The sequence below is a fragment of the Brevibacillus sp. HB1.3 genome (genome assembly GCF_013186635.1).
GTDB lineage: Bacteria > Bacillota > Bacilli > Brevibacillales > Brevibacillaceae > Brevibacillus > Brevibacillus brevis_D.
Genome location: NZ_JABMIT010000013.1, coordinates 94360 through 119193 on the forward strand (window position 1 = coordinate 94360; position 24834 = coordinate 119193).

Consider the following 24834-nt stretch of genomic DNA (forward strand, 5'->3'; position numbering starts at 1 on the left):
CCCGACGATACAGTCGAAAGGAAAGCCCATCGCTCTTTTACCTGATTAAAACGCTCTTGAATATTGCTTCGGTGGCTGCAGCTCATCCGCCGACAGCTCATGAATTGCATGCAGTGCCCAATAAGGATCACGCAGCATGCCGCGACCCACTGCTACCAAATCCGTATCGCCATTGCCGATGGACGCTTCCGCCACTTTTGGATCATCGAGGTTGCCGACTGCAATGACAGGGATATCCAATGCCTGCTTAATTGCACGTGCCAATGGTACTTGATAGCCAGGATGAATACCTGGGCGACCTGCTGAACCAATCGGTCCTTCCCCGCCGCTGGATATATGGAAAATATCCACGCCTGCTTCCTTGTAACGGCGGCAAAGCTCTGTGCTGTAATCCAGTCCATATCCACCATCTACGTACTCTACAGCTGAGACGCGCATGATCAGCGGCATGTCAGCCGGAATGACCTCTTTGATTGCCTGAATAATTTCTACGCCAAACAGCGCTTTATCCCGTCCGTACTCATCGTCTCGCTGATTTGTCAAAGGAGAGTGGAACTGGTGAACCAAGTATCCGTGCGCACCGTGGATTTCAATGGTATCAAACCCTGCTTCCACCGCACGTCTCGCTGAATCCTGGAACTTGACGACCATTTGCTTGACTTCTTCTGTCGTCAACGCCCGTGGCGTTTTGTAGCGCCCCCCTGGGAAAGCAATCGCGGACGATGATACAGGCACTTCTGCGTCTTCCGCTTTGCGGCCCGCATGAGCAATCTGTATGCCAATTTTGGCCCCATACTTATGAACCTCGGAGACGATCCGCGCATACGCCGGAGTCTGCTCGTCAGACCACAAGCCCAAATCGCCGTTGGAAATTCTGCCATCCGGCTCGACATCGGTCATTTCCACGATGATCAGACCTGTTCCGCCTACTGCACGAGAAACGTAATGAACAAAATGCCAGTCCGTTGGTGTTCCATCGTGTGCATCTACGGAGTATTGGCACATCGGCGGCATGACAATCCGATTTTTCAAGCTAAGTCCTTTAAACTGAAACGGGGTAGACAACAACGCCATTTGCTCCACTCCTTACTTTTTTTTATTATCATGCCAAAAGTAAGCATGTTCTGCAATCCTAAATTGCACTTTGTGAAAACCAGATATATTTCCGGCTATTGTGGTGGGGAGGAAACAGGAGAAAACGCTCAGATTCTAGGGCCACCCCCTGGGGGATTGACTGCACGACTCCATGCAAAAAGCGAAACCGCGTCCAAAGTGGTATCTTCAAGGATGTGTATCAGAGGTGGACGCTTAAGGGCGTGTTTCGCTTTTTGCATTGCGTCTCGGTCGGTGTCCCTAAGATCTTCGCTTATTTCTCCTGTTTCCTCTACGAGCTTTCCTGCTTAAACGGGTTTTAAAAAGACTTAAAAGCAATGTAAGGATGTCATCTGTTACGACAGAGAAGAATATTTCCAGACGTAGCGACTTGTGGAGTCCGACCGAGCGGAGAAGGGATTCGCGGGCAAAAGAAACGCAACCGTGCCCGCGCGACGAAGCGGCTACCACTTTTGCGTTTCCCCGCGAATCCCTTCGGAGCGGACAGTCTCAGCCCTCAGCGGGACGGAGCCTGGAGCCTAGACTGGAAATATTCTTCTCTCCACCGCGGCCACATTTATAAACCACGAAAAAAAGCCATCCGCATAACGGATAGCTTTTATAATTAACGTCTTTCTTATTCCGGCATCGTGCCAATGTAATTGGATTGCGGGCGAATAATGCGGTTATTGCCTGCCTGCTCCAGAATGTGCGCACTCCAGCCGACCACACGGCTCACAGCAAATGTCGGTGTAAACAAATTGTCATCCAAGCCAACTGCGCGCATGACAGCTGCGGCAAAAAACTCTACGTTTGTATTCAGCTTGCGGCCTGGTTTGTACTCTTCCAGCAGCTGCAAGCCTACTTTTTCTACGTGTGTCGCCAGATCGAACCATGGATCGTTGGACGACAGCTCGGATGCAACGACGCGCAGAGCAGTTGCACGCGGATCGATCGTTTTATAGACACGGTGTCCGAAGCCCATCAAACGTCCGCCGCTCTCCAGCTTGTTGCGCAGCCACGGCTCCGCATTTTCCTTCGTACCGATTGCCTCGATCATCTCCGTCACTTCGGATGGTGCTCCGCCGTGCAACGGCCCTTTCAGGGTTCCGATAGCTGCCGTAATGGAAGAAATCAGATCAGATTCAGTCGAGCTCACGACACGACCGGAGAATGTGGATGCATTCATGCCATGCTCCTGCGTCAAAATCAGGTACGCATCGAGTGCACGTACATGTGCCGCATTCGGCTTTACACCCTTGAGCATATACAGATAGTTCGCTGTATGATCCAGCTCCGGATTCGGTGCCAGCGGCTCGCGGCCCTCCAGACAAGCGAAGCGATACGCAACAATTGTTGGCATCTTGGCAGCCAGCGCAATCACCTCATCGATGGTTGGCGGGAAGCCGTGCGAGGAACTACCCAGGGCCGAAACACCTGTACGCAGGACACTCATCATATCTACGTCAGCCGGGATCAGCTTCAGGATTCCTTTTACATGCTCCGGCAGCTCACGGTTTGCTTTGAGCTTATCTTTTAAATCCATCAACTCCTGCTCGCTCGGCAAATGCCCGAACCAGAGCAGGTGTGCCACTTCCTCAAATGTGTGGTGAATAGCCAAATCACGTGCCCAATGACCGCGGTACACCAGCAGTCCATTAATTCCATCCACCAAACTAAGGTCTGTTTCTGCTACGGCGATACCATCCAAGCCGATAGCCAAAGGATGTTGTTTTGTCATCATCACCACTCCATTTTCGTCTCTTTTCTCTTCAGTATAATCGATTCATAATCGTGAAGGGAAATAAAAGAAAACCGGATTTTTGATCACGTTTTACAATCAGTTAGCAGGAGCTGGAACTGCCTTCTTTTTACGTCCGTACGTCAGGAAGCGCCACAGCTTTTCCATCGGACCTCGATTAAAACGCTTCAGCCACAGCCAGCTTGCGAGTAATTGGAACGCATAGATCGGCAGCGCGAGCAAAAACCATGAAGAGAGCGGCATGGCCGTAATATCGAACAAAGAAATCAGAATGGTCATGATGACTGTCTGACCCAAATATGTCGTTAACCCCATTTGTCCTGTGTAGGCAAATGGCTGGAGAACCTTCCTTGCCGACTCTCGGTCCAGTATTAAAAACAAGCTGGCTATCAAGCACAGCGCCATAGGCAGCGTGCTCAGATCAACCAATATTTTATTCACCTGTTCAAGCTTTGAACCAAAGATGAGACCGCTCGCCCACACAATCCCTGCTGCGATTGGAAGACTGATTGCCAGAGTGGTAGTAGCGATTCGTTTTAACAACGGTTTATGCTCGCGAATTTGAGCAATCAAACCGCGTTTTCCCGCGTACAAACCAAACAGGAACATCACAAAGATCGGTATCAGTGTCGTCTGAAGTGATGCTACAAATGGATATACTTCTTGACCATTAATCGTCTGTACCAGTGCCACGCCTTGAGTGAGCATGTACACTCCTCCCAAACTGGCTGCCACTGCTAGAATCGTAGAAGACTTTCTTCGATAAAAAGGCATCAGTAAAAAGCCGAGAAGCGCGTACACCGTCAAAATATCTCCAAACCACAAAATGACGTGAATCACACCAATGAAAAACATCGCGAACAACCGTCTGCTGAAGAGACGAAATACTTTTTGTCCACGTTGTTCAGCCCGCGACATGAAAATGTAAAAACCTAAGCCAAACAGAAACGAAAAGATCCCGAAAAATTTCGTCTGAATGAATAAATCATAGCTCAAGCGAATCCATGCATCGATCCCTGCCTCTATTGGCATACGAACGTCTTCCGAATACATGATAAAGCTAGGCAAGTTCACCAGCAAAATCCCGAACAATGCCAATCCCCTTACAATATCAATAGAATAAATCCGATCCTTCTGTGTGATTGGTTCCGCCTGCATATTCGTCATTCCCTCCTGCTGTCTTTAAGCAGGGTTCAGTGTAGCATACATATACTCATCAGAACTATCGAATCACCTTACCTCTACCTTACAGGCTTGTTATCTTCTATGTCCGTCCCCCTGGCAGAACAAGCGGCATCGGTGGATACAAGGAATGCAAGATTTCCATAAAATGCTGCGCTGGCTCGCTAATTCCTGCTTTAGGTACCAGCAAATAAGAAGCGACCTTTGGCAAAACAAGGCCTGGTGTGGGCAGTTCAATAAAGCGGTTTTCAAACAGATCCCGATCAACTGCCGTCCGAGGCAAAAAGGAAACACCCAACCCATCCTCGATGAATCGCTTTGTAATGTCTACCTGCGAAACGGCCATCGTACGCAAGGAAAGCCCCCTCTGACGCAGAAGCAACAGCAACTCCTCCCAGTAGCCCGGGTGATTATGGGTCAGCAGACGGTTCGATTGCACCTCTTGCTCCCAATCAGGCAAGGGCGCTTCCATATCTCCGCCGCTGTGTGGAACTGCAAAAACAATAGGATCTTCATACAAAAGATAAGTAGACAACTGGAATTCCCCTGGAACCATCCGGGTCAGGCCCAGATCAGCCTGTCCATTTTGCACCAGCGGTCCAATTTCCACGGAGTCGACTATTTTAATCGAGATATCTACATCGGGATAGAGCTTGGTGTAACGGTGCAGTAAATGGGAAAAACGAGCACGGGCGATAATCGGGGAAACAGCCAGTTGAAGCTTCTCCCGATAGCCCTGTCTCCAAGCCTGCAAGTCCTCCATACTGCTATGCCACTGTTGGAGAAGTCCTTTTGCATGTGGCAAGTAGCGTTTGCCCGCAGCCGTTAACCGAACGCGTTTGCCAACCCGTTCAAACAGCTTGATCCCCAATTCCTTTTCCAATTGACGTATATGCTGGCTGACAGTAGGCTGCGCAATGAACAACGCTTCTGCTGTCTGGTGAAAATTTTCTGTCGTTGCCGCGACCATAAACGTTTGCAGCACGCGAAAATCCACGTGATCTCCCCCCTGCTGTCGCTTTTTCTGTGTTCTATATGCATACAAAAGTAGGAAGAATGCAACTTTTTGGGTCTTTCTTCCTCATTTTTGAAGAAATTTACTGGAAATCGTTCTCCTTTTTCCCCCTTATGGTACAATACAAAATCGAGTGCGCAAAATCATTACGCACATTGGACTCACCAAAGAGAGAGAACAAAAGGGGAGAGAAAAGATGGAAACTGCAACAAACGTGAACCCACCGCGCAAAAGCAAGAAAAAAGCATGGCTGATCGCGGGGGCAGCGGCTGTCGTTGTACTGGGTGGTTTAGGAACCGCCTATGCCAAGTACGATTTGTTTAAGAGTGCAAAATCGATTTACCTGCAAGCGGAAGCGGAGAGCATGATGAAGTTTTCTAGCGACGTATCCAAAGCTTACGGGGAATACCAAGACTACATGAAGCCGTACTTGGAAAAACCAGTTCACTCCACCACTGAGTTGAGTGACATTGCCCTAGATGCAACCATCCCAGACCCGCAAGCGCAAAAAATTCTCGACATGCTGGGCAAAGCGAAGATCGTGATGCAAAGCAACATCGATGAACAGAAAAATCAACAATCGGGGAACCTGGAAGTTCACCTACAAGATAAAAAGCTGGCTTCTCTAGAGTACTTCATGAATGATTCTGTTATGGGCTTCAAGCTGCCAGAGTTTTACTCGAAATACGCTTATATGGACCTGAAAGATCGCGATGCACTTAAACAAAAGCTGGGCGGCGAGGAGCTGCCGAAGCGCTTCATCAGCTATAGCGATTTAAATGAAGCGATTAATTTTAACCAAGATGAAGTCAAAACGGTCATGACTCCGTATGCCTTGCTATATGCTGACAGCATCAAAGACAGCCAGGTAAGCATCAAAAAAGACGTTTCTTTCTCTGAAGAAGGACTCAAGGAAGATGCACGAGAGATCACCGTTACCTTCAACGCCCAAGAAGGCGCGGCTCTGTCGAAGCAAATTGCAGAGAAAGCAAAAGCAGACCAAAAGCTGTTTGACCTGATCTACAGCCGCTACCACAATGTGGCTACACTGATGCTCGACAGCGGCTACAAAGTAGAAGAAATCAGCAAAGAAGAATTCAAGAAGGATTACGAGCAAGCCTTCGATGACATCATCAAGGATACAGAAGATACAAACGCCAAATCAACTGAGCAATTGAAAATGGTCGTGCTTGTGAATAGCGATCATCAAATCTTGTCCCGCAAACTCTTGGTCGACGACAAAGGGAAAAAAGATCAATTGGTCTACAACAGTGTTTCTTACGATAAAGGCGCAGAAACGTACCACCGTTACTCCCTGCACAACCTGTCTGATCAGCAAAATGGCGAAATGTCTTTCACCTACAGAGCGACAAAAGAAAAAGACACGACAAAGGGCAAGTTCAGCATCCTGATGAAAGAGACCGACCAGCCAATTCTGGACCTCTCGACTACTTTCGATACAACCAAGCAAGACAAGAAAACAACCGGAAAGTATGACTTTGCACTCGTAGCGGCAGACGAATATTCCTCCAACCCTGTGGCTCTGACCGGTAATGTTACCGTGAACGAGACGAAGACGGACAATGGTGTAGATTCTGACGCCACGGTAAAAGTGAACTTCTCGAACCCTACTCCGGATATGCCAAAAGGCTTTAGCTTCAAGCTGAAGTCCAAAGCAGAATTCGGCAAAGCACTGGAAATTCCAGCTATGACTGCTGACAACTCCATCAATTTCGCTACAGTGTCTGACCAACAAATGATGGAAGCGCAACAAGAAGTCATGCAAAACGCAGATAAGTTCATGAATGAACACGCTGAGCTCGTGCAACAGTTCATGGGGCCTTAATTGTTTCGTGATAAGAAGAATCCACTCATAATGGTCAAAGCTATATGATAGTCATTGAAAAAGTGGCAAGCTGACATCGGTCCCCAACTGATGTCAGCTTTTTTCAGTTTCCAAAGTATTCTAAATATGCGAACGATCGCCAACACGCTGACTATTTTGCAGAATAAACACACTCAATCGTTATTATCCCCCCTAACTCCTTATTCTTTGAGTATTTACCCTAACAATGATCAACGCATTTATTACTCTAGCAAATATTTACAATAATGTTATTTTTTGATATTTTATATTAATAAAAATATCTCAGGAGGTAAAAAATGAAAAAAATTAAAAAGGGATTTATTTGGTTTACAGTTATGTCCTTACTTTCCTTATCTAACTTAATTGTAACCAATGATGCCTATGCTTTAGCTAAAAATGGTTTGAGATCACAAGTTGCTTTAAACATTACGACAGCGAGTGTAAATACTCCTAATGATACAGATGTAGTACCTTTGGCGATGTCTTTACAAGAAAAGATAGAAACATATGACTTAGCTGCTATTGAAACATCAGGGCTTATTTTTTCTGACACTCTAGAGTTTACTGATTGGGATGAGATAACTGGTGAAGAGTTTACTGTCTATGTAACAGTGAATGCTAGTGGACAGATAACATATGTCAATGATGGTGCGCATTCTCCTCAACAAATAGATGCATTCAAAAAGAAAAAGAGAAAGAGACCAGCTTCGGTACCAACTAAAACGAATGGTGGATTTGACGCAAAAGACTTTATCACTGATCATGCTTACACTAAACATAAGTATGATCCGTCAATTAAATCTACGAGTTCAAAAACTCAGTACGGAAAAAACGTAAATGTAAAAAAATTACGTGAAATAACGATGAATGAAGCTGATGACGTGAAAAAAGTTAGAAGTACGAAGTACAATGTTACATTTTATTATAAAAGTTTCAAGAATAATATAAGTACAAGCGATACTCCAACTGATCAACATGTCGTTATCATAAATAATTCGGTTCCTGATAGAAGCACACAATACCCAATGTTCTAGAAAAACTCACTCTTTGAACCAAGTACCTTTTCTTCTAAAAGTCACTAGAGGAAATTAAAACAACCGAATCACTAAATATTCAATTTTCTCTGGAGTTAAGCGAATAGAAAATGCAACAAAATAAGGATGCGTGATACACATGCATAAAGCAGGGCAAAGTTATGTACACTCAAGATCCAGGGTTGGGATAAACCGTAACGTTTTAGAAGAAATAAAAGATGTCATTCGTTATCTTGATACGGAACCTGACGAATACATGGAAGTCGATCAAATTACAAAAATCAGTCAAAAATCGTTATTGTTTTCACTAAATAGCTATGGTATCAACCAGAAATCGGAAGCGACTCTAACAAGTAGAGAAAGAGGGTCCTCTATGAAAAAAACAAAACAGACATATGCTTATTTGGAATGCCAAAATAAACAAGAGAGTGATATTGTCGATGTCCTTTATGAACATATGGAGTCCATTGAGAAAGAGCCTAATGAATATGTAGAGATAGGACAAATCGTCAAATTACGTACAAATACTTTTCTGCTGATTATAAATCACTATCATGCTGATTAATAGTGGGACCTCCAGAGGGAGGTCCTTTCTCAATGTCCATTCCTTTTACTGATAACCTTTGATCACAATATACACAATCGCTACATAAAATACGATTCGATCCACAGTCCGATACATCGACTTGGACACCGGAATGCCAAGCCATCCCACTCGCAACGGCCACAATAACTGAATGCGTCCCACCAGCATATCACTGATCAGATGGGACAAAATCCCCCAAAGCGCTGCCATAGTAGCCAAAGAATCGCCGAACAGCAGGAACGGAAGGAATAAAATCACCCATGAATGTGTTACCGTACGATGCCCGAATCCTTTTTGCAGCATTTTGGACAAAGGTCCCATCAAGTTTCCGAGCTTGCTATTTGCTTGATCGATATCGGGTACAAGTGCCATCGTTGCACCAATGACACTACCCTTCCACGAAGGATAGGCACAGTAGCCTGCAATGGCACCGAGTACCATATGTGTTTTCCATGTCATTTGCCTTTCACACCGTCTTTCTTTGGGAGTCTTGGGAGCTTATGTACGGTTGGTGGAATGGCAAACCAATACCATCATACATATAGGCGTTATGTCTCCAACAAGGACATGAAGCTCTCCGGATCGAGCCCATCTCCTTCGATCACAATGGCGGTCATTCCGGTTTCACTGCCTGATTCGTGCCCTTCACCTGTGATCCAGAATGCTGCCTGACCACTCAAGATCGGGATACGCTCTGTACCTTCACCGCGTACCCAGCCTTCACCGTTCACCACGAGAAAAAGCTGAGGGCAAGTCGCCGGATGATAGCCGACAATCCCGCCTGCCTCCAAATGGATACACCCAATCGAAACGGAATCAGGCGTGCGGATGACACGAGAAATCGTCGCCTGGACGGACTGATAGCGATCAATTGTTTTGCCTACTTGCTGATCAAATCGAAATCGTTTCATATTTTCCCCTCCGCCTTTTAACGCGTAAGCCCTATCATAGCGCAACTAGAGGCGCTGTGACAGACTCATCTTCCACAATTACAGAGTATGGCGACTGACCTCCACACAGGAAGAGTTTACCACAACAAGAACGTATGTTCTACTTAAATATCGAGAAATTTAACTCAAAAAGCAACAAAGCCCTTACTTCCCAGAGCAGCTTCATCCCCCACTTTCGCCAAGCTAAGCGGTGAATCTCGTGGTTTTTCTCGTGTATCGAAGATTGGCTTTGTGGAAATTGGCGTAAACAAAAAACACCCCTCAGAATCTCTGGCGATTCTCAGGGGTGTATCCTGTGACGAAGCTTTATACCTTGAAATGGCCTATTAGTTTTTCCAAATCATCCGCGAGGCTCGCAAGTGATGCAGCCGAGGCGTAGATTTCCTCCATCGAAGCAAGCTGTTCTTCTGTAGCAGACGAAACTTCCACCGAGTGAGAGACTGCCGATTGCGCGACAGTCGCGATCATCTGCATCGATTGTCCGACCTTGCCTGTACTTTCCGTAAGGGTATGTGCAGCAATCGATACCTCTTGAATTTCATTCGTCACGCCTACAACAGCATCCCGAATTTGAGAGAACGCTTCTCCTGCTCTTGCGACGCCCCCCATCCCATCTGCTACTTCTTGAGAGCCTTTTTCCATCGTGAGGACTGCGTTGGTCGTCTCCATCTGGATCGACGCTACCAGCTGGGAGATTTCTTGTGCCGATGCAGATGCCTGCTCTGCCAGCTTTCGTACTTCATCCGCCACGACAGCAAAGCCTCTGCCATGTTCGCCAGCCCTCGCCGCTTCGATGGCGGCATTCAATGCCAATAGATTCGTCTGACCTGAAATTTGCGTAATGACTTCGACGATTTGACCGATTTGCTCGGAGCGTTTTCCCAAGCCACCTACCAGTGCAGTCAAATTCTCCATCGTGTCTCCGATCCCGTTCATCTGGGAAACCGACTGCTGGATGATTCGATCCCCCTCTGTCGCCAGCTCTGAGGTACTGGCAGCCGCAGCAGACACGCTTTGGGCACGTGCCGCAATTTTTTCAATTCCTGCGGATATTTCCTCGACTTCTTGCTGACTCTCTTCTACGTTTTGGGATTGTCTGTCCGTTCCTTCCGTCATTTCCTGGATCGTGATGGCGATCTGCTCTGTAGCTTGGCTCGTTTGCTTCGAGCTCGCTGTCAGTTGTTCAGCCGCGGCTGCAACCTGCTGGGCATGTCCACGAACCTGAGAAATCAGCTCTCGTAAATTGGCCAGCATCCGGTTGAATGAGCCTGCCAACTGTCCAATCTCGTCTTTGGAAAAGACGGTCAACTCTTGTGTCAAATCTCCTTTTCCTTCAGCGATATCATGTAGCTGTTTGTTCACCCGATGCAGCGGTGCCACAATCGAGCGAATTAGAAAACCGCCGACCACAATCGCGACGAGAATTCCCACTGCATTAAAAAACAACTGGATCATAGCCGAAACTCCTTCGTTCTCCGCCAGCTCCTGTCTATCTACTTCGATTTCATTACGCACCTCTTCGACCAATCCACTCACAACCGAATCCAGTGTTATTCTCGATTGCCGCTCCTTGCCGAAATGATGTGCAATGGCTTCTTCATGTAGCCCATTATCCTGTGCCTCTACCGCTTTATCACTCGACTCCAGAAAGGACTTGTACAGTCCCATTGCCTCCTCCATTTTTTCACGATGGTGAGAAGACTCTAGAGAACTGTTCATTTTGGCAAACAGGCTGTCCACCTTTGCTGCCTTTCCCTTCATTTCCTTCCGAAATTCTTCATCGCCTGTTAACAAGTAGGCTCTTTCGTCATTATTTCGACCTGTCATGATAAACTGCATTTCACGCAGATCTGTCAATAATTTTTCCTCTTCGATAATCTGAGTGTAGGATGCCTTCATTCCTAGCATTTGCAGGTGCATATACGTACCTGAGCCGAACATGACTGCCAATATGACACCAAAAGCCAGGATGATTTTTGTTCTGATTTTCACAAGGTGTGCCTCCCGTCATCTGATACTCTTGTTCATACCCGGCTCCTCCTTCCTTCAAACACTTTGATGTGCAAACAAAAAACCACCAGGAAAAATCCTGACGCGCTAGAAAATATTAGGGTAAAGTGATGTTAAAATGAAGATGTTAAACTGGTCAGAAAATCGATGCCTTTTGTCATCTTTTTATTTTTATGGAGGCGACAAATCATGAAAAAGATACTAATCATGCTATCCTTGATGCTAGTGTTGGTGACCTCCGGATGCAATAAAGATGCAGCCGATATCAGTGAAGATGAAATCCGCATGCTTGCATACACCTACTCAGAAAATGTATTCAATAACTATAGATACGTAGGATCTATCGGTGATTTTTTAGGTAATGCCAATGGAAAAGAAATCACATTAGAATCACTTCAAATGTATGTTAATGGGTATAAACAAGGAAATAGCAGGATGAAAATTTATGAAAGTGTAGAAAATATCATCTCGCTCTACCTTGCAAAACACTACAACGAGCAAACCATCGCAAAATTATTTGACGCGAATCGCAAATTGACCCAACTCACAAGGCAGCTTAATGATTTGTTGACGGAAGATCATATAGCTGCAAAACTCACCGCAAATGAAATCATTGAGCTAAGAGAGCGAATTGACGATCTACTCATCTATGTATACCCTGAGCAAGAGCAGGATGAGACAGGTATAAATCTATACACATTAATTACGAAACCTGAGAAATTAATTGAAAAGTATACCGTTACGGATATCGATATCTTTTTTATGAATGTTAACAACGCTATGGAGCAATTGAACAACTTCCTAGAACATGTCGGTAAAACTTAATCCTTTAAACACGTTCGTGTGCAAAAAAAACCGCCAGGCAAAATCCCTGACGGTTCAAACATTCGGTACGCTAAACTCCGAGCTTCGCAGCCACTTTATCCTCTATCCCCATCTCTATAATTTTTCGATCACTTTATCAATCAAGCCGTATTCAAGCGCCTCTGCGGCGGTAAGGAAATAGTCGCGATCTGCATCTTTTTCGATTTGCTCGACTGTCTTTCCCGTACGCTCCGAGATGATCGTATACAGCATGTGGCGATGTCGCATAATACGGTCTGCTGCGATCTTGATATCACTCGCCTGTCCTTGACTGCCTCCCCATGGCTGGTGGAGCATGACTTCTGCATTGGGTAGCGCGTACCGTTTGCCGGGCGCTCCTGCTACGAGAAGCATCGCGCCCATAGACGCTGCCATTCCTGTGCAGATCGTGGAGACATCGGGCGCAATGAAACTCATCGTATCGATAATTGCCATCCCTGCTGTGACAGAGCCTCCGGGCGAATTGATATAAAGGTGAATGTCTTTTTTTGGGTCCTCTGCTGCCAGGAACAGCAACTGAGCTACGACTGCATTGGCTACCTGATCATCGATGGCACTTCCGAGAAAAATGATGCGATCCTTCAACAACCGGGAGTAAATGTCATAGGACCTCTCTCCATAACTCGTTTGCTCGACTACTACCGGAATGAGATTCATGAAAAACCCTCCTTCGCTTGTTTACGCTCAACTCTTTACGCTGCCATTCGCATGCTGGTTGCTTGCGGAACCGCCACTGATTTTTTGTTAAATCCAGATGAAACCTGCGTCACCACTGCCGGATTACTCGCCGGACCCACTGACCATGTTTGAACAGCTGCTTCTCTTTCGATCGCAACTCCATTTCCGTTTCGGCTCGGCATCGCAATGACCTGATCAGATTGTGGCTGGATACGATTTTCCCAAACGATTACGGGTTTGGACTTGTTTGACTCCACAGCTTGTGCCTTCATGCCTCGTCTCCTCCTTGTTTTGGATAAACCGCAAGAACGACCTGATACGTCTCTTGTCCTTTTTCTTTTGGCTGATACTTCGCCACAAGCTGATTCACCAGTTGGACGTATTCCTCTACAAAAGCACTGCGCTGTTCCGCACTGGCAAGCTGAATACTCGCATTCAGTGATGCGCTCGGAACCTCCACCTCTTGATCGGAGCGCTCCAGCAAGAGCATGGCATCCCGCTTGATTCGTTCTGCTGTCTGGACCAGATGAGACAGCGACCCTTGATCCTTCATTTGCTGAACGGTATCATTGCCCCAGTTCAGTCCTTCCGAGAGCACATACGTCCGCGCAATCGCCAAATAAAGCACCTCGACGAGATTGCGCACCTGTCGACTCCCTACCCGCCTAACCAATCCAACCTTTTCCAAGGCCTTCAAGTGATAATTGACACGCTGCGGGATTTCATTGATACCACGCGCGACTTCTGCTGCTGAAGCAGGCTCTGTCAAACGGCTTAAAATCTCGGCACGGAGCGGGTTCAATAGTGCCATCGCCTGTTCCGGCTTCTCGACTACATATGTTTCCAGTTGTTCGTGCGCCACAACAACACCTCATGACATTAATCATTTACGTAAAAATAGTTTATTACGTTCATTTTTGTTTGTCAAATGATGGTTAAGCCTATTTTTCGACAACGTCAAAAGCCCCGCTATGACCTGCGGAGCTCTTGTTTTTCATTACGATTCGGTTCGCTCAATGAAAAGAGATGATTTCGCCATCCTGCGGAACATGTACTCGTCCAGATAGCTGTTTTTCCTGCAAACATTCATTCAATTCCTGACGTCTGAGCAAGCAATGGTTCCACGTCTCCATGTGGGCAACGAGAATACGGCTGTCGGGCGCGGCATTTGCGACACGGACGATATCCTCCTTCGTCATCGTGATCGGGTCCCCCGTCAAGAACCGGGCCGCACCTGCGAAAACAACGATGGCATCCGGACGATATTCAACGATGGCCTGCTCCACTTCCTCACACCAAATCGTATCCCCCGCCACATACAGCGTCTGCTCACCAGCTCGCGCCAAGACGAAGCCAGATACTGGCCCCATTTGCTGCCCAATTTCCCCTGTTCCGTGTTGACCACCTGTCCGATGCAGGTTAACACCTTGCCATGTATACTCCGCTTCGATGGCAATGACTTGTTCGAAGCCATGCTGCACCAGCTTTTCTCGATCAGGTGGCTGGCAAAATACAGGCAAATGCTTCGGGAGAATACGGATAGCCGCTTCATCGAGATGATCGAAATGGGTATGCGTCACCAAGAGGGCGTCCACACCAACAAGTACCTCCTCCACGGATATGGGCAATTCTACCCCTGGATTCGGGCGCTGATTCGGCGTATTTGGTACGGCTGGCAATTCGCCCTTTGTGCTAAACATTGGATCGACCAAAAATGTCAGCCCTGCATATTCCACACGCAAGGTAGCATGTCGTACAAGCTGAATCTGCATGTCATTTCTTCCTTTCCTCGTTATCGCTATAATGGATGTACGTTTATTGTATAAGGCCGTGAACGGTTGCCGCGAAACGATTGCTGGCTTCCCACTTTCGCCGTGAAAGGAGTTACGCATGCTAGACCAAATTGATCTCTCCATCCTTGCCTTGCTACGCAAAAACAGCCGCTTGCAGTGGAAGGACATCGGCGAACAGGTCCATCTAAGCGGTCAAGCCGTGGGCAACCGCATTAGACGAATGGAGCAGCAAGGGATTATTCAAGGCTACACGACGCTCATTAATGAAGCTAAAATTGCCCCTTTCCTCACTGCTCTGGTCACTATGTTCATGACCACTACCGATCATTCTCTCTTCACTCGTTTTATCAAAAGTCGCAGCGAGATCGTCCAAGCACATCGCATTAGCGGAGAAGGCTGCTATTCTATGGTCGTACATGTTCCAGACCAAGAGGCCCTCAATCATTTTTTAGATGCCCTGCTTCCTTTTGGGAACTACCGTGTCAACCTATCGATTAACAAATTGAAATAGTTGGTAGTTTGTCAATGTATTCGCTCTCATAAATTTTTAAGATTGCACGATTTTGTGAACAAGAGTAGAATGAGGAATACGAAAGGAGGAGAATCGCCATGGAAGATATGCTGTTATTGCTGTTTTCGCTGGAAGATTTCTTCGCCTTGGTCGCGATTTTTGTAGGATGCTTCACTTCTGTTTTTTGTCTCAGACAGTGTTGCCTGCAAAACCGGGCTCTACCTCAGAACGTCACGGATATGTACCGACCTCCCATTAACACGTTGTTAGTTGAGACTTATCCAATGGCGGCAAGGCAACCGCAGCGCCTTCGCTTATTCAGGCGCTTGCAGCATACAGACAGCGAAATGGATACATATGATTCCTTTGTTTTGGATCGCGTAGCGTAACGAACATCCAAAAGGAGGTTGATCATATGATCGCCAAATACATCGGAGAAGCTTTGTTGTTTATTGTGGGTCTGCCTATTTTTGCTTACCAAACATTCGAAGGAATACATGCATTGGCAGATTTCTTCGCGCAAGTATCCGATTTTACCAATTTCAAATAAGCATGACACATACAAAAGCCTGACCGCATCCTTTAACGGTCAGGCTTTCTTTCATTTGTCTGGATAATGACGCTGAGGAGCATTTGTCACCAAGTGTTTACTTTTTCTGCTGGCTTTGTTACAATGTTTGTGTATGATAAGTGAATATTTGATTCGTAACTGGAGGAGCCTGTCATCATAGGGTTCTTTTTGTCTTTTTTTTAGCTGACAAAAAGAAAGCTGTGATTGCGGGCTCTTTTTTATTTTGTAAAAAGGGGGAAACTACATGCTTATTTTTCAGCTGGCTGTCATTTTGATTGCCTCTAAAATCGCTGGTGACATCAGCGTACGGCTGGGACAGCCATCCGTTTTGGGGAAACTACTCATCGGTATCGTTCTAGGTCCTACCGTTCTCGGGCTAGTCACAGACACAGAAATCCTCAAGGAAATTAGTCAAATCGGGGTTATCCTTCTCATGTTTATCGCGGGCCTGGAGACCGATATTGATGAGTTCAAACGCACCGCCAAGTCTTCAACCAGCGTAGGTATCGCAGGAATTGTCATGCCACTTGCACTCGGTTATGGTGCCGGGATTGCGATTGGTCTCTCCAATATTGAAGCGATCTTCCTGGGCCTGCTGCTCTCTGCTACCAGTGTGAGTATTTCCGTACAAACGTTGAAGGAATTGGGCAAGCTAAAATCCAGAGAAGGCGCAACGATCATGGGAGCTGCTGTTATTGATGACGTTTTGGTCATCCTCGCGCTCGCTTTCTTGATGAGCTTTGCTGGCGGCGACGTAAATCTCGGCATGGTGGTATTGAAAAAAGTCGCGTTCTTTGCCATCGTCATCGCTCTTTCCTGGAAGGTTGTCCCTTGGGTTTTGAAAAAATTTGCTCCGTTGCAGGTTACAGAATCGGTCATTTCCGCAGCTCTCATTATCTGTTTCCTGTTCGCTTATTTTGCTGAATATACAGGGGTTGCCGCCATCATCGGTTCCTACATCGCCGGTGTTGCCATCAGCTTAACCAATTACAAGACAGAAGTAACGCACAAGGTTGAAACCATCAGCTACGCGGTTTTCGTGCCAGTCTTCTTCACCTCGATCGGGGTAACGGCACAGTTCTCTGGCATCTTGGAAAATCTCGGATTGATTGTGCTCTTGAGCGTCATCGCGATTGTCTCCAAGCTCATCGGTGGTGCTTTTGGTGCAAAAATCACAGGCTTCCAGTGGAAAAGCTCAATGGCCATTGGTGCTGCCATGGTATCGCGTGGAGAAGTGGCACTCATTATCGCCGCCATTGGTTTGGAGAACAATTTGCTCACGCAAGACATGTTCGCCGTCCTGATTGTCGTCGTACTCTTGACGACCATCGTCACTCCGCCAATGATGAAAATGTTCTTCTCGAAAACACCGCAGCCAGAAGGAATGGCGTTGAAAAAGAACGCCTAACACAACAAAGACTGTTTCTCGCCATAGACGCGGGAGACAGTCTTTTTTATTATGGTAAAAATACCCTCTTCGGATAGGAGGAACACCGTCATGAAAATTGTAATCGCTCCAGATTCCTTTAAAGGCAGCCTGACTGCCAAACAGGTGGGCGAAGCTATTCGCTCAGGAATTCAACGCGCACTCCCGCAATGTGAACTCATCGTGAAACCGATGGCTGACGGCGGCGAAGGTACTATGCAATGCCTGGTCGATGCCACAGATGGCAGAATACTTACCGCCACCGTAAAAAACCCTCTCGGACAGGACATTTCTGCTGAATTCGGTATTTTGGGTGACGGTGTAACCTGTGTGATCGAAATGGCCGCTGCATCTGGCCTTTACTTGATTTCTGCCGCAGATCGCAACCCGTTTGTCACGACGACCTATGGCTTTGGTCAGTTGATTACAGCTGGGCTGGATCAAGGCTGTCGCAAGTTCATTCTGGGGTTGGGTGGCAGTGCTACCAACGATGGAGGCGCTGGTATGCTCCAAGCTCTCGGGTATGTGCTTCTCGATCAAAACGATCAGCCACTCTCTTTTGGAGGGCGTGAATTATCACGACTGAGCCGTATTGACACGAGTCAGGTTGATAAGCGGCTGGCTGACTGCCACTTCGTCATCGCATGTGATGTCACCAATCCTTTTGTCGGATCCAATGGCGCTTCTCACGTTTTCGGCCCGCAAAAAGGTGCCACACCCGAAATGGTGCTGCAATTGGATGATCATTTACGCCATTTCGCTGACTTGATCGAAAAGACCCGCAGCATCGCCATTCACGATCTGCCTGGAACGGGTGCTGCGGGTGGTGTCGCTGGGGCCCTTCTCGCTTTTCTGAATGGTCAGCTGCGTTCTGGTATTGAGATTGTGATCGAGACGACCGGACTCGTGGAAGCCATGGACAAAGCCACTCTTGTGATCACAGGCGAGGGACAAGTCGACTTCCAGACTGCTCAAGGAAAGACGCCATGTGGAGTGGCCCAAGTCGCGCAACGGTATGGCATTCCCGTCATCGTCCTCGCTGGCTCTATTGGAAATGGCATCGACACCCTTTATGAAAAAGGCGTTTCTGCCGTTGTCAGCATCACCAACAAACCGATGACGCTGGATCAATCGATGCTCGAAGCTGCCTCACTCTTGGAGCAGACAGCCGAGCAGGTTATGCGGATTGCTACTATCCCGCTCCCGCATTGTGTTAACCGTATCTTTTGAATCACTTTGTTTCCCTATGAAGGGTATAGCGCTTTAGTCGCGGGGAGTACTTTTTCAATTCCAATCGCTCGGGATGATTCCGTTTGTTTTTGGATGTGATATAGTTGCGATCTCCGGTTTCGGTGCATTGCAGAGTAATGTTCACGCGCATGGATGTCAGCCTCCTCTTTTTTGGTTACAATGTCGTCTCGATAACAGCATCTGCTGTTGGGAGTGGATCGGGCAGCTTACTCCAGTCCGCCTCGTACTCCTCATCGGTCAGGAGACATGCATCGAGATGCTTCACGATTTGCTCCTGGTTCAGATCAATCCCGATAAAGACGAGCTCTGTGGTCCGATCCCCATGTACGGGATGCCATGTTTGCTGCCAATCCGGCTCTTCTACCAGAATGGCTTGTTGCTCTTCTGCCGATAACGCCGCAGTCCAATAGCCTGCCGTTCCGATTTCGATGGATGGCCCCGCCTGACTGAGTGTCATCGCCACATCATTTCGTGTCGCCAACCAGAAAAAGCCTTTGGCACGTACGATCTCCTCTGGCCAATCCTCCAACCACTTTTCAAAACGGGCTGGATGAAACGGCCTGCGACTGCGATACACGAAGGAGGAAATTCCGTACTCGTCCGTCTCAGGTGTATGTACTTCCTTCTGGAGCTCAGCAATCCATCCCGCTGATTGACTGGCAGTTTCGAAATCGAACAGATGGGTATTCAAAATTTCTTGCGGGTCCACCTGTCCACGAACAGCACGGATGAAGCGAGCATTTGGCTGTAGCTTGCGCAGAATCGCTTCCAGCTGGATTAAATCATCTGGAGCAACACGATCACATTTGTTCAGAATCAACACATCACAGAATTCAATCTGGTCGATCAACAGATCCGCGACCTCACGAATATCCTCTTCACCAACTGCCTGCCCTCTGTCCAACAGGTTTTCTCCGGACGAAAAGTCATGCCAGAAGCGGTACGCATCTACTACGGTCACCATCGTGTCCAGGCGGCATAGGGACGATAAATTGATGCCATTTTCTTCGTCTACGTATGTAAAAGTCTGGGCGACAGGAACCGGCTCACCTACTCCCGTCGATTCAATCAGTATGTAGTCATACCGTCCTTCCAAAGCCAGACGCTCTACCTCCGTCAGCAAATCCTCTCTCAGGGTGCAGCAAATGCAGCCATTCGACAGCTCCACGACCTTTTCATCCACGCGTGAAAGACCACTACCCGAAAGAATAAGAGAAGCGTCTACGTTTACTTCGCTCAAATCGTTAACGATCACGGCGACTCGTAGCCCATCCCGATTGTTCAGGACATGGTTCAGTAGCGTCGTTTTGCCCGCTCCCAAGTACCCGCTCAGGACTGTGACAGGGATTTTCTTTTCAATCATGTTCATGCCAGGTTCTCCTTTTCAGTTTCCTCAAAACGTAATTGTTACGATTTGTTGGTTATCATAACGCATTGAAATATCCAGAGTCAATACAAAACGTAATTGTTACGATTTGAGAAACTGAAGAAAAATCAGCCAGATTCCACTCTGACTGATTTCGTCCACGCCTACTCTCCTATTGTTTTTTCGCCTTATTCATATCAATCGCTTCACCATAAACCCCAATGACTGGCTGGTACGCCTGACGATCATTTAATTTCCCCTGGTCGACGACTGGCTGCGGGCGATTTTCCTTCCACGTAAGCTGACTATACACATGACCTGTCGCAGTCGGCATCGTGACGAGGATGTCTTTCACCTGATCGGCATTGCCATCTGTGATGGCGAGCTTCGGAAGAATACCACTGTCGTGCTTTCCAACAGAGATAAACGTCTGCTGATTATCCTTCCCTTCCCGAACCACGACACGCAGGTTATGGGCCGTCTGATTCATCGATACGCCCATCTTATCGCCTATAAGGAAAATGTGATCCTTGATGTTGTCCCCCGTCACGTCTGCATACTTCGAGTCAAGGACAAATGTACTATCGCTGCTCATACTGAAGCCGCTATTAATCGTCACATCTGGCGACGGCATATTGTCCCAGTCTGCTTTTTGAACCGTTACCTGTAAAAGCTGCGGTTGTTTTTCGACGACGTTCCACACACTGGTCGCCACTGCCAAACGATCCTCTGTGTTCAGCCCATGCAAGATTTGCTTGCCCATGTAACGCAGGTTGCCTTTCGCATCCCGGAATGGCACCAGCTCCACCAGCTTTTGTGTATATCCATTGGTTGCCTTTTGCAGCTTTCCATTGGCATGATAAATCCCTTGCTTCACATACGTAGCCTTATTGTCCGATATATCTACTGTACTCGTCGCTTTTGTTTTTGTGTTCGTTACTTTTGCCACAAATCCATCGACAAATTGTATGGTGAACGGGATATTTTGCTCTGGTTGCAATAAGACTACCGGCGCGAATGCTTGCGATTGGGTGCCGCTCGCTTGAACGGGGTCAGCCCCAATGCCCGAAGCCATGAGAACTGTGCCGCTGCAAAGAACTGCCGCCATCGTTTTATGCCATGCTTTCATCCTATTCTCCTCCTTCGTATAGATAACATCCAACTCCTATCCTACATTTTTAAACGAATTTGCTAGGTCAATTGTTGCTAGTACAATGTTCCCTGTTCTCTCGCACTTTTTTCCTGTATAAGGTAGCTTAGAGCATGTTCGTTCGTTCTTGAAAAGCTCGAAAACGGGTTTTTTTACCGTTTTGCAACAAATTCGCGGGATGGGCAAGCTACAATATAGTCAAATGGATGCAGCAATAGAAAGGAACATTTGAAATGAAAAAGGCTTGGCTCGTAACGACAGCACTCTGCGCCTCGCTTGTTAGCGGTTGCGGACTCACAGATACACCCAATGAATTGATGCGCGCCCCGTCAGCAGACGGCGATCAAAAATCGATTAATCAGGCCGTCATGCAATTTTTGCCGGCTGGGTCACAATTATCTGTTCCTCTTCATCCCGCAGAAGCCAGTGCCGTCTCCCTACAGGATCTAAACGGAGATGGGGTTGCAGAGGTCGTCGCTTTTTACAAAACCGAAAAAACCGATTATGAAATCGGTGTGCTTGTGCTTACCCAAAAGCAAGGAAACTGGGAAAAGCTCTCCTCCTTTACTGGTGTCGGCAGTGAATTGGATTACGTCTCCTTTCAAGATCTCACAGGGGACAAAATTCCGGAAATGCTGATTGGAATGGGCGGCGGCGAAGATTTGAACAAGGAGCTCTCCGTTTATTCGCTAGCGAATAATATGACCCAGGAATTGATGAAGCAGCCCTATACCATTATGACCGTAGGCGATTTGACAGGAGATAATCACGCGGATCTCGCTCTCGTTGTTCTCGATAAAAATAACTTCACATCCAAAGCCGAGCTGTATGGAGCGGCGAACGGCACAATAGCCAAAAAGACGGAGATAGCCCTTGACGGATATGTGAATGGTTACTATCAGGCTATCATCGGAAAAGCATCGCCAAACCGAAACGGACTATTTATTGATGCTGGATTAGGTGCTCACTCTGCTTCCACTGAACTACTCCTCTGGGACAATGGACAACTGTCCAACCCTTTGGCAAAAATAGAAGGAGAGATGGACCTGACCTTCAAGCCGTATTCTTTGGAAAGTGAAGATATCAACGGTGATGGCATCATCGAGATCGGCACAAAGATACAACCCGCTGGGACAGAGGATTTAGCCATGGCGGAAATCCCCTGGGTCTCCTCCTACTTCCAATGGGACGGGAAAACGGGCTTGAAACACATCGAGGATCATTATCAAAATTACACACAGGGCTTTGACCTCAAGATTCCGGCAAAATGGGGCGAAAAGTACACCATCTCCATCAACCATGATACGAATCCACTTCTAGTCCGATTCCAATATTACGGTGCGAATGGGAAAAATAAGGCGGAATTACTAACGCTGCAAAGTATTCCACAAAACGAATGGATCAAATTTGAAAGCGGATTGAAACAAAAGCAAGTTCCCTACATTTTGCTGAAGGAAGAGGGAAAACAAGTTTTGATCGCCATTTTACCGCAAACAACCCCTACCCTTGGAAAGGCTGCTCTCGCGGAATATCGATCCATGCAGCTTACCGCGGAGGAGATTCGTCAGCTCTACAAACCGATGACGAACCGGGAATAAAGTGAAATAGTAAATCCTTATCAAGGAGATTTGCCCAATGAAGGTTCTATTACTGGAAGACGAGAAATCCATCCGGGATTTTGTGCGCATCAATCTCAAGCGCGAGGGCTATGAGGTGATCGAGGCTGGAACCGGAGAAGAAGCACTTGATCTCGCAGATCAACAAACAGACATCGTCATCGCGATTCTCGACGTCATGCTCCCCGGCATTGATGGCTTCGAAGTATGTGGGCAGCTACGAAAAAAATATCCGCGTCTCGGGATCATTATGTTGACGGCCAAAAGCCAGGAGCTGGACAAAGTCATGGGTCTCGAATTCGGGGCAGACGATTACGTCTCCAAGCCATTTAGCCCTGCGGAACTGCTGGCCCGTGTCAAAGCGTTGCACCGCAGATTGACACCCATTCCTGAAGCCGAGGACAAAAATGAAATTAACATCGCCCCCTTCAAACTATTGCTCGATGAACGAAAGCTAATTCGGGTGGAGCAAGAAATTGACCTCACGCCAAAAGAATTTGCCATCATCAAATTACTCGCAGAAAATGCGAATAAAGCCATCAGTCGGGACGAGATTTTGACAGCAGTTTGGGGTCAATTTTTTGTCGGGGATTTAAAAATCGTTGATGTGAATATCCGCCGAATCCGGCAAAAAATCGAGGACGATCCGGCTCATCCAGCCTTCCTGGAGACTGTCTGGGGGTATGGCTACCTGTGGCGAAAGGACGTCTCGGATGAAAGGCATTAAGAGTAGGCTGGTTCTTCATTTCGGCCTGATCCTCCTTCTGATCGTGTTGCTTTTGGAAGGACTGTTTTACTGGGCCGTTCATACGTATTACATCGGGACTGCGACCGAAGCATTAGTGACCCGCAGCACGACCTTCACCAATTTTATTAACAAGTACGCCACTGGCTATCGGTTAAAAGACAAAGCACGATACATTTTGGAGAATGTTTCGAATCAGGAATACGCCAAAATCGAAGTCTTGGATCCAGGAGGAAAAGTCATTCTCAACTCCTACGGCTTTCAGACCAGCGAGATCATCAATACCCCTGATGTGATGGATGCCCTCAAGGGTCAAAGTGGTCTTTACATCGGGAAAAGTCCACAGTCGCGGGAGCGTGTCATCGCGGTGTCCAATCCGCTTACGTACAGCGGAGAATTTGTAGGTGTTCTGCGGTACACGATCTCTGCTGAACCGCTCTACCAAGCAGTAAATCGCATTGCCTTGTACGGCGCTGGCGTTGGGACAGGCGTAGTCATCCTGGCTTTTGCACTCAGCCTGCTCATGGCAAAACGAATCGTTGACCCTATCGAAGATTTAACCAACGCGGCTAAACAAATGGCAGAAGGAAATTTTTCTGTCCGCGCTCCAAAACGATTCGATGATGAGGTAGGAACTCTCGCGGATACTTTCAATTACATGGCAACGGAGATCGGGAAAAACGAAAAGCTGAAAAATGACTTCATTTCCTCTGTCTCCCATGAACTGCGTACCCCACTTACGTCGATTAAAGGGTGGGGCGAAACACTTATCTCGGGTGGTTTGGAAGAACCTGAGGAGACGATGCTCGGTCTGGAGGTCATCTCCAAGGAAACAGATCGTTTGATCGGGCTCGTCGAGGAATTACTCGATTTCTCAAAGTTTCAATCCGGTGAGATGAAATTGTCTCGTGTACCTATGGATGTCCGGGAGCTTCTCCAAGATTTGCATCTTCAATTTTCAGTACGTGCCCATGCAAAACAAATCGAGTTGAAGCTGGAGACTCCCCCCACCCCACTTATCGTTATGGGAGACCCGAATCGGCTGAAGCAAGTATTTGTGAATCTATTGGACAACGCGTTAAAATTCACGCCACAAAATGGCTCGATCGTCATCGCAGCTTCCTTGTCAGCCGATAGGCTTCTTGTTACCGTCACGGATACTGGCGAAGGCATTAACCCAGAAGACCTGCCACATGTCACAGAAAAGTTTTTCAAAGGACGCTCCAAGCTCTCCGGCAGTGGTTTGGGATTGGCGATCTGCAAAGAGATCATTCAACTCCATGCCGGACGGTTTTCGGTCAGCAGTGCCCTTGGTCAAGGAACATCGATTATGGTGGATTTACCGTTGTTGGCGAATCAATAAGG

At 47.2% G+C, this 24834-nt stretch carries 26 protein-coding genes; 12 read left to right on the top strand and 14 right to left on the bottom strand.

The annotated features are described in order from the left end of the window. Positions 1–45 precede the first annotated feature (45 nt). The 4 genes from HPY31_RS24430 to HPY31_RS24445 all read right to left on the bottom strand — a co-directional run bounded on the left by HPY31_RS24430 (position 46) and on the right by HPY31_RS24445 (position 5033). A complete protein-coding gene (locus HPY31_RS24430) occupies positions 46–1074 on the bottom strand; it encodes an NADH:flavin oxidoreductase/NADH oxidase (RefSeq protein ID WP_172142805.1) in 1029 nt (342 codons plus the stop codon). Positions 1075–1729: 655 nt separating this feature from the next. Next, positions 1730–2833 carry a citrate synthase/methylcitrate synthase gene (locus HPY31_RS24435; protein ID WP_172142866.1) on the bottom strand — a complete coding sequence of 368 codons (1104 nt, stop codon included), beginning with the start codon at positions 2831–2833 and terminating at the stop codon, positions 1730–1732. A 99-nt stretch (positions 2834–2932) separates the two neighbouring features. Next, positions 2933–4021, bottom strand: coding sequence for a DUF418 domain-containing protein (locus tag HPY31_RS24440; RefSeq protein ID WP_253901928.1), 1089 nt, complete (start codon positions 4019–4021; stop codon positions 2933–2935). A 97-nt stretch (positions 4022–4118) separates the two neighbouring features. Beyond that, positions 4119–5033, bottom strand: coding sequence for a LysR family transcriptional regulator (locus tag HPY31_RS24445; RefSeq protein ID WP_172142806.1), 915 nt, complete (start codon positions 5031–5033; stop codon positions 4119–4121). A 214-nt stretch (positions 5034–5247) separates the two neighbouring features. Here HPY31_RS24445 and HPY31_RS24450 point away from each other — a divergent pair, with 214 nt between their 5' ends. From HPY31_RS24450 to HPY31_RS24460, 3 genes are all read left to right on the top strand, one after another. Beyond that, positions 5248–6897 (top strand): DUF6583 family protein, encoded by a 1650-nt coding sequence (locus tag HPY31_RS24450; protein WP_172142807.1) that lies wholly within the window; start codon positions 5248–5250, stop codon positions 6895–6897. A gap of 317 nt (positions 6898–7214) precedes the next feature. Further along, on the top strand, positions 7215–7952 hold the full coding sequence (locus HPY31_RS24455) for a hypothetical protein (RefSeq protein ID WP_172142808.1): 738 nt from the start codon (positions 7215–7217) through the stop codon (positions 7950–7952). 139 nt (positions 7953–8091) lie between these two features. Continuing rightward, positions 8092–8517, top strand: coding sequence for a hypothetical protein (locus HPY31_RS24460; protein WP_172142809.1), 426 nt, complete (start codon positions 8092–8094; stop codon positions 8515–8517). 45 nt (positions 8518–8562) lie between these two features. Here the strand turns inward: HPY31_RS24460 and HPY31_RS24465 are convergent, their stop codons facing one another. From HPY31_RS24465 to HPY31_RS24475, 3 genes are all read right to left on the bottom strand, one after another. Beyond that, the gene (locus tag HPY31_RS24465; protein WP_172142810.1) at positions 8563–8997 is read right to left on the bottom strand and encodes a metal-dependent hydrolase; all 435 of its coding nucleotides are present in this window, start codon (positions 8995–8997) and stop codon (positions 8563–8565) included. An 89-nt stretch (positions 8998–9086) separates the two neighbouring features. Continuing rightward, positions 9087–9449, bottom strand: a complete 363-nt coding sequence (locus HPY31_RS24470) for a hypothetical protein (RefSeq protein ID WP_016740847.1) — start codon at positions 9447–9449, stop codon at positions 9087–9089. 345 nt (positions 9450–9794) lie between these two features. Then, a complete protein-coding gene (locus HPY31_RS24475; RefSeq protein ID WP_172142811.1) occupies positions 9795–11480 on the bottom strand; it encodes a methyl-accepting chemotaxis protein in 1686 nt (561 codons plus the stop codon). A gap of 207 nt (positions 11481–11687) precedes the next feature. Between HPY31_RS24475 and HPY31_RS24480 the strand changes: the two genes are divergently transcribed. After that, positions 11688–12323, top strand: a complete 636-nt coding sequence (locus HPY31_RS24480) for a hypothetical protein (protein WP_172142812.1) — start codon at positions 11688–11690, stop codon at positions 12321–12323. 114 nt (positions 12324–12437) lie between these two features. Here the strand turns inward: HPY31_RS24480 and clpP are convergent, their stop codons facing one another. From clpP to HPY31_RS24500, 4 genes are all read right to left on the bottom strand, one after another. Beyond that, positions 12438–13019, bottom strand: coding sequence for an ATP-dependent Clp endopeptidase proteolytic subunit ClpP (gene clpP / locus HPY31_RS24485; RefSeq protein ID WP_142498520.1), 582 nt, complete (start codon positions 13017–13019; stop codon positions 12438–12440). A gap of 35 nt (positions 13020–13054) precedes the next feature. Further along, positions 13055–13312, bottom strand: coding sequence for a hypothetical protein (locus tag HPY31_RS24490; protein ID WP_172142813.1), 258 nt, complete (start codon positions 13310–13312; stop codon positions 13055–13057). Further along, positions 13309–13902 carry a winged helix-turn-helix domain-containing protein gene (locus HPY31_RS24495; RefSeq protein ID WP_172142814.1) on the bottom strand — a complete coding sequence of 198 codons (594 nt, stop codon included), beginning with the start codon at positions 13900–13902 and terminating at the stop codon, positions 13309–13311. The genes HPY31_RS24490 and HPY31_RS24495 overlap by 4 nt, the downstream gene beginning before the upstream one ends. A gap of 151 nt (positions 13903–14053) precedes the next feature. Continuing rightward, positions 14054–14812, bottom strand: a complete 759-nt coding sequence (locus HPY31_RS24500; protein ID WP_172142815.1) for an MBL fold metallo-hydrolase — start codon at positions 14810–14812, stop codon at positions 14054–14056. A gap of 118 nt (positions 14813–14930) precedes the next feature. On the opposite strand from HPY31_RS24500, the gene HPY31_RS24505 reads away from it, so the two are divergent. The 5 genes from HPY31_RS24505 to HPY31_RS24520 all read left to right on the top strand — a co-directional run bounded on the left by HPY31_RS24505 (position 14931) and on the right by HPY31_RS24520 (position 18571). Then, the gene (locus HPY31_RS24505; protein WP_172142816.1) at positions 14931–15344 is read left to right on the top strand and encodes an Lrp/AsnC family transcriptional regulator; all 414 of its coding nucleotides are present in this window, start codon (positions 14931–14933) and stop codon (positions 15342–15344) included. 98 nt (positions 15345–15442) lie between these two features. Beyond that, a complete protein-coding gene (locus tag HPY31_RS24510; protein WP_172142817.1) occupies positions 15443–15733 on the top strand; it encodes a hypothetical protein in 291 nt (96 codons plus the stop codon). A 26-nt stretch (positions 15734–15759) separates the two neighbouring features. Further along, positions 15760–15894 carry a hypothetical protein gene (locus HPY31_RS29065; RefSeq protein WP_012684166.1) on the top strand — a complete coding sequence of 45 codons (135 nt, stop codon included), beginning with the start codon at positions 15760–15762 and terminating at the stop codon, positions 15892–15894. Between the two features lie 265 nt (positions 15895–16159). Beyond that, complete coding sequence (locus HPY31_RS24515; RefSeq protein ID WP_172142818.1) at positions 16160–17323, top strand: cation:proton antiporter; 1164 nt, start codon at positions 16160–16162, stop codon at positions 17321–17323. Between the two features lie 90 nt (positions 17324–17413). Continuing rightward, positions 17414–18571, top strand: a complete 1158-nt coding sequence (locus HPY31_RS24520) for a glycerate kinase (protein ID WP_172142819.1) — start codon at positions 17414–17416, stop codon at positions 18569–18571. Position 18572: 1 nt separating this feature from the next. Here HPY31_RS24520 and rpmG read toward each other — a convergent pair whose 3' ends face one another. The 3 genes from rpmG to HPY31_RS24535 all read right to left on the bottom strand — a co-directional run bounded on the left by rpmG (position 18573) and on the right by HPY31_RS24535 (position 21087). Then, positions 18573–18722, bottom strand: a complete 150-nt coding sequence (rpmG, locus tag HPY31_RS24525) for a 50S ribosomal protein L33 (RefSeq protein ID WP_012684162.1) — start codon at positions 18720–18722, stop codon at positions 18573–18575. A gap of 24 nt (positions 18723–18746) precedes the next feature. Beyond that, positions 18747–19961 carry a GTP-binding protein gene (locus HPY31_RS24530; RefSeq protein WP_172142820.1) on the bottom strand — a complete coding sequence of 405 codons (1215 nt, stop codon included), beginning with the start codon at positions 19959–19961 and terminating at the stop codon, positions 18747–18749. A gap of 169 nt (positions 19962–20130) precedes the next feature. Next, positions 20131–21087 (bottom strand): hypothetical protein, encoded by a 957-nt coding sequence (locus HPY31_RS24535; RefSeq protein ID WP_172142821.1) that lies wholly within the window; start codon positions 21085–21087, stop codon positions 20131–20133. A 254-nt stretch (positions 21088–21341) separates the two neighbouring features. Here HPY31_RS24535 and HPY31_RS24540 point away from each other — a divergent pair, with 254 nt between their 5' ends. Genes HPY31_RS24540 through HPY31_RS24550 form a run of 3 tightly spaced genes read left to right on the top strand, consistent with a single transcriptional unit; the run spans position 21342 to position 24832 of the window. Then, on the top strand, positions 21342–22706 hold the full coding sequence (locus HPY31_RS24540; protein WP_172142822.1) for a VCBS repeat-containing protein: 1365 nt from the start codon (positions 21342–21344) through the stop codon (positions 22704–22706). Between the two features lie 37 nt (positions 22707–22743). Then, positions 22744–23451 carry a response regulator transcription factor gene (locus HPY31_RS24545; RefSeq protein WP_172142823.1) on the top strand — a complete coding sequence of 236 codons (708 nt, stop codon included), beginning with the start codon at positions 22744–22746 and terminating at the stop codon, positions 23449–23451. After that, entirely contained in the window at positions 23438–24832 is a 1395-nt protein-coding gene (locus tag HPY31_RS24550) for a sensor histidine kinase (protein WP_041749213.1), read from the top strand. Before HPY31_RS24545 ends, HPY31_RS24550 begins: the two co-directional genes overlap by 14 nt. Positions 24833–24834 lie beyond the last annotated feature (2 nt).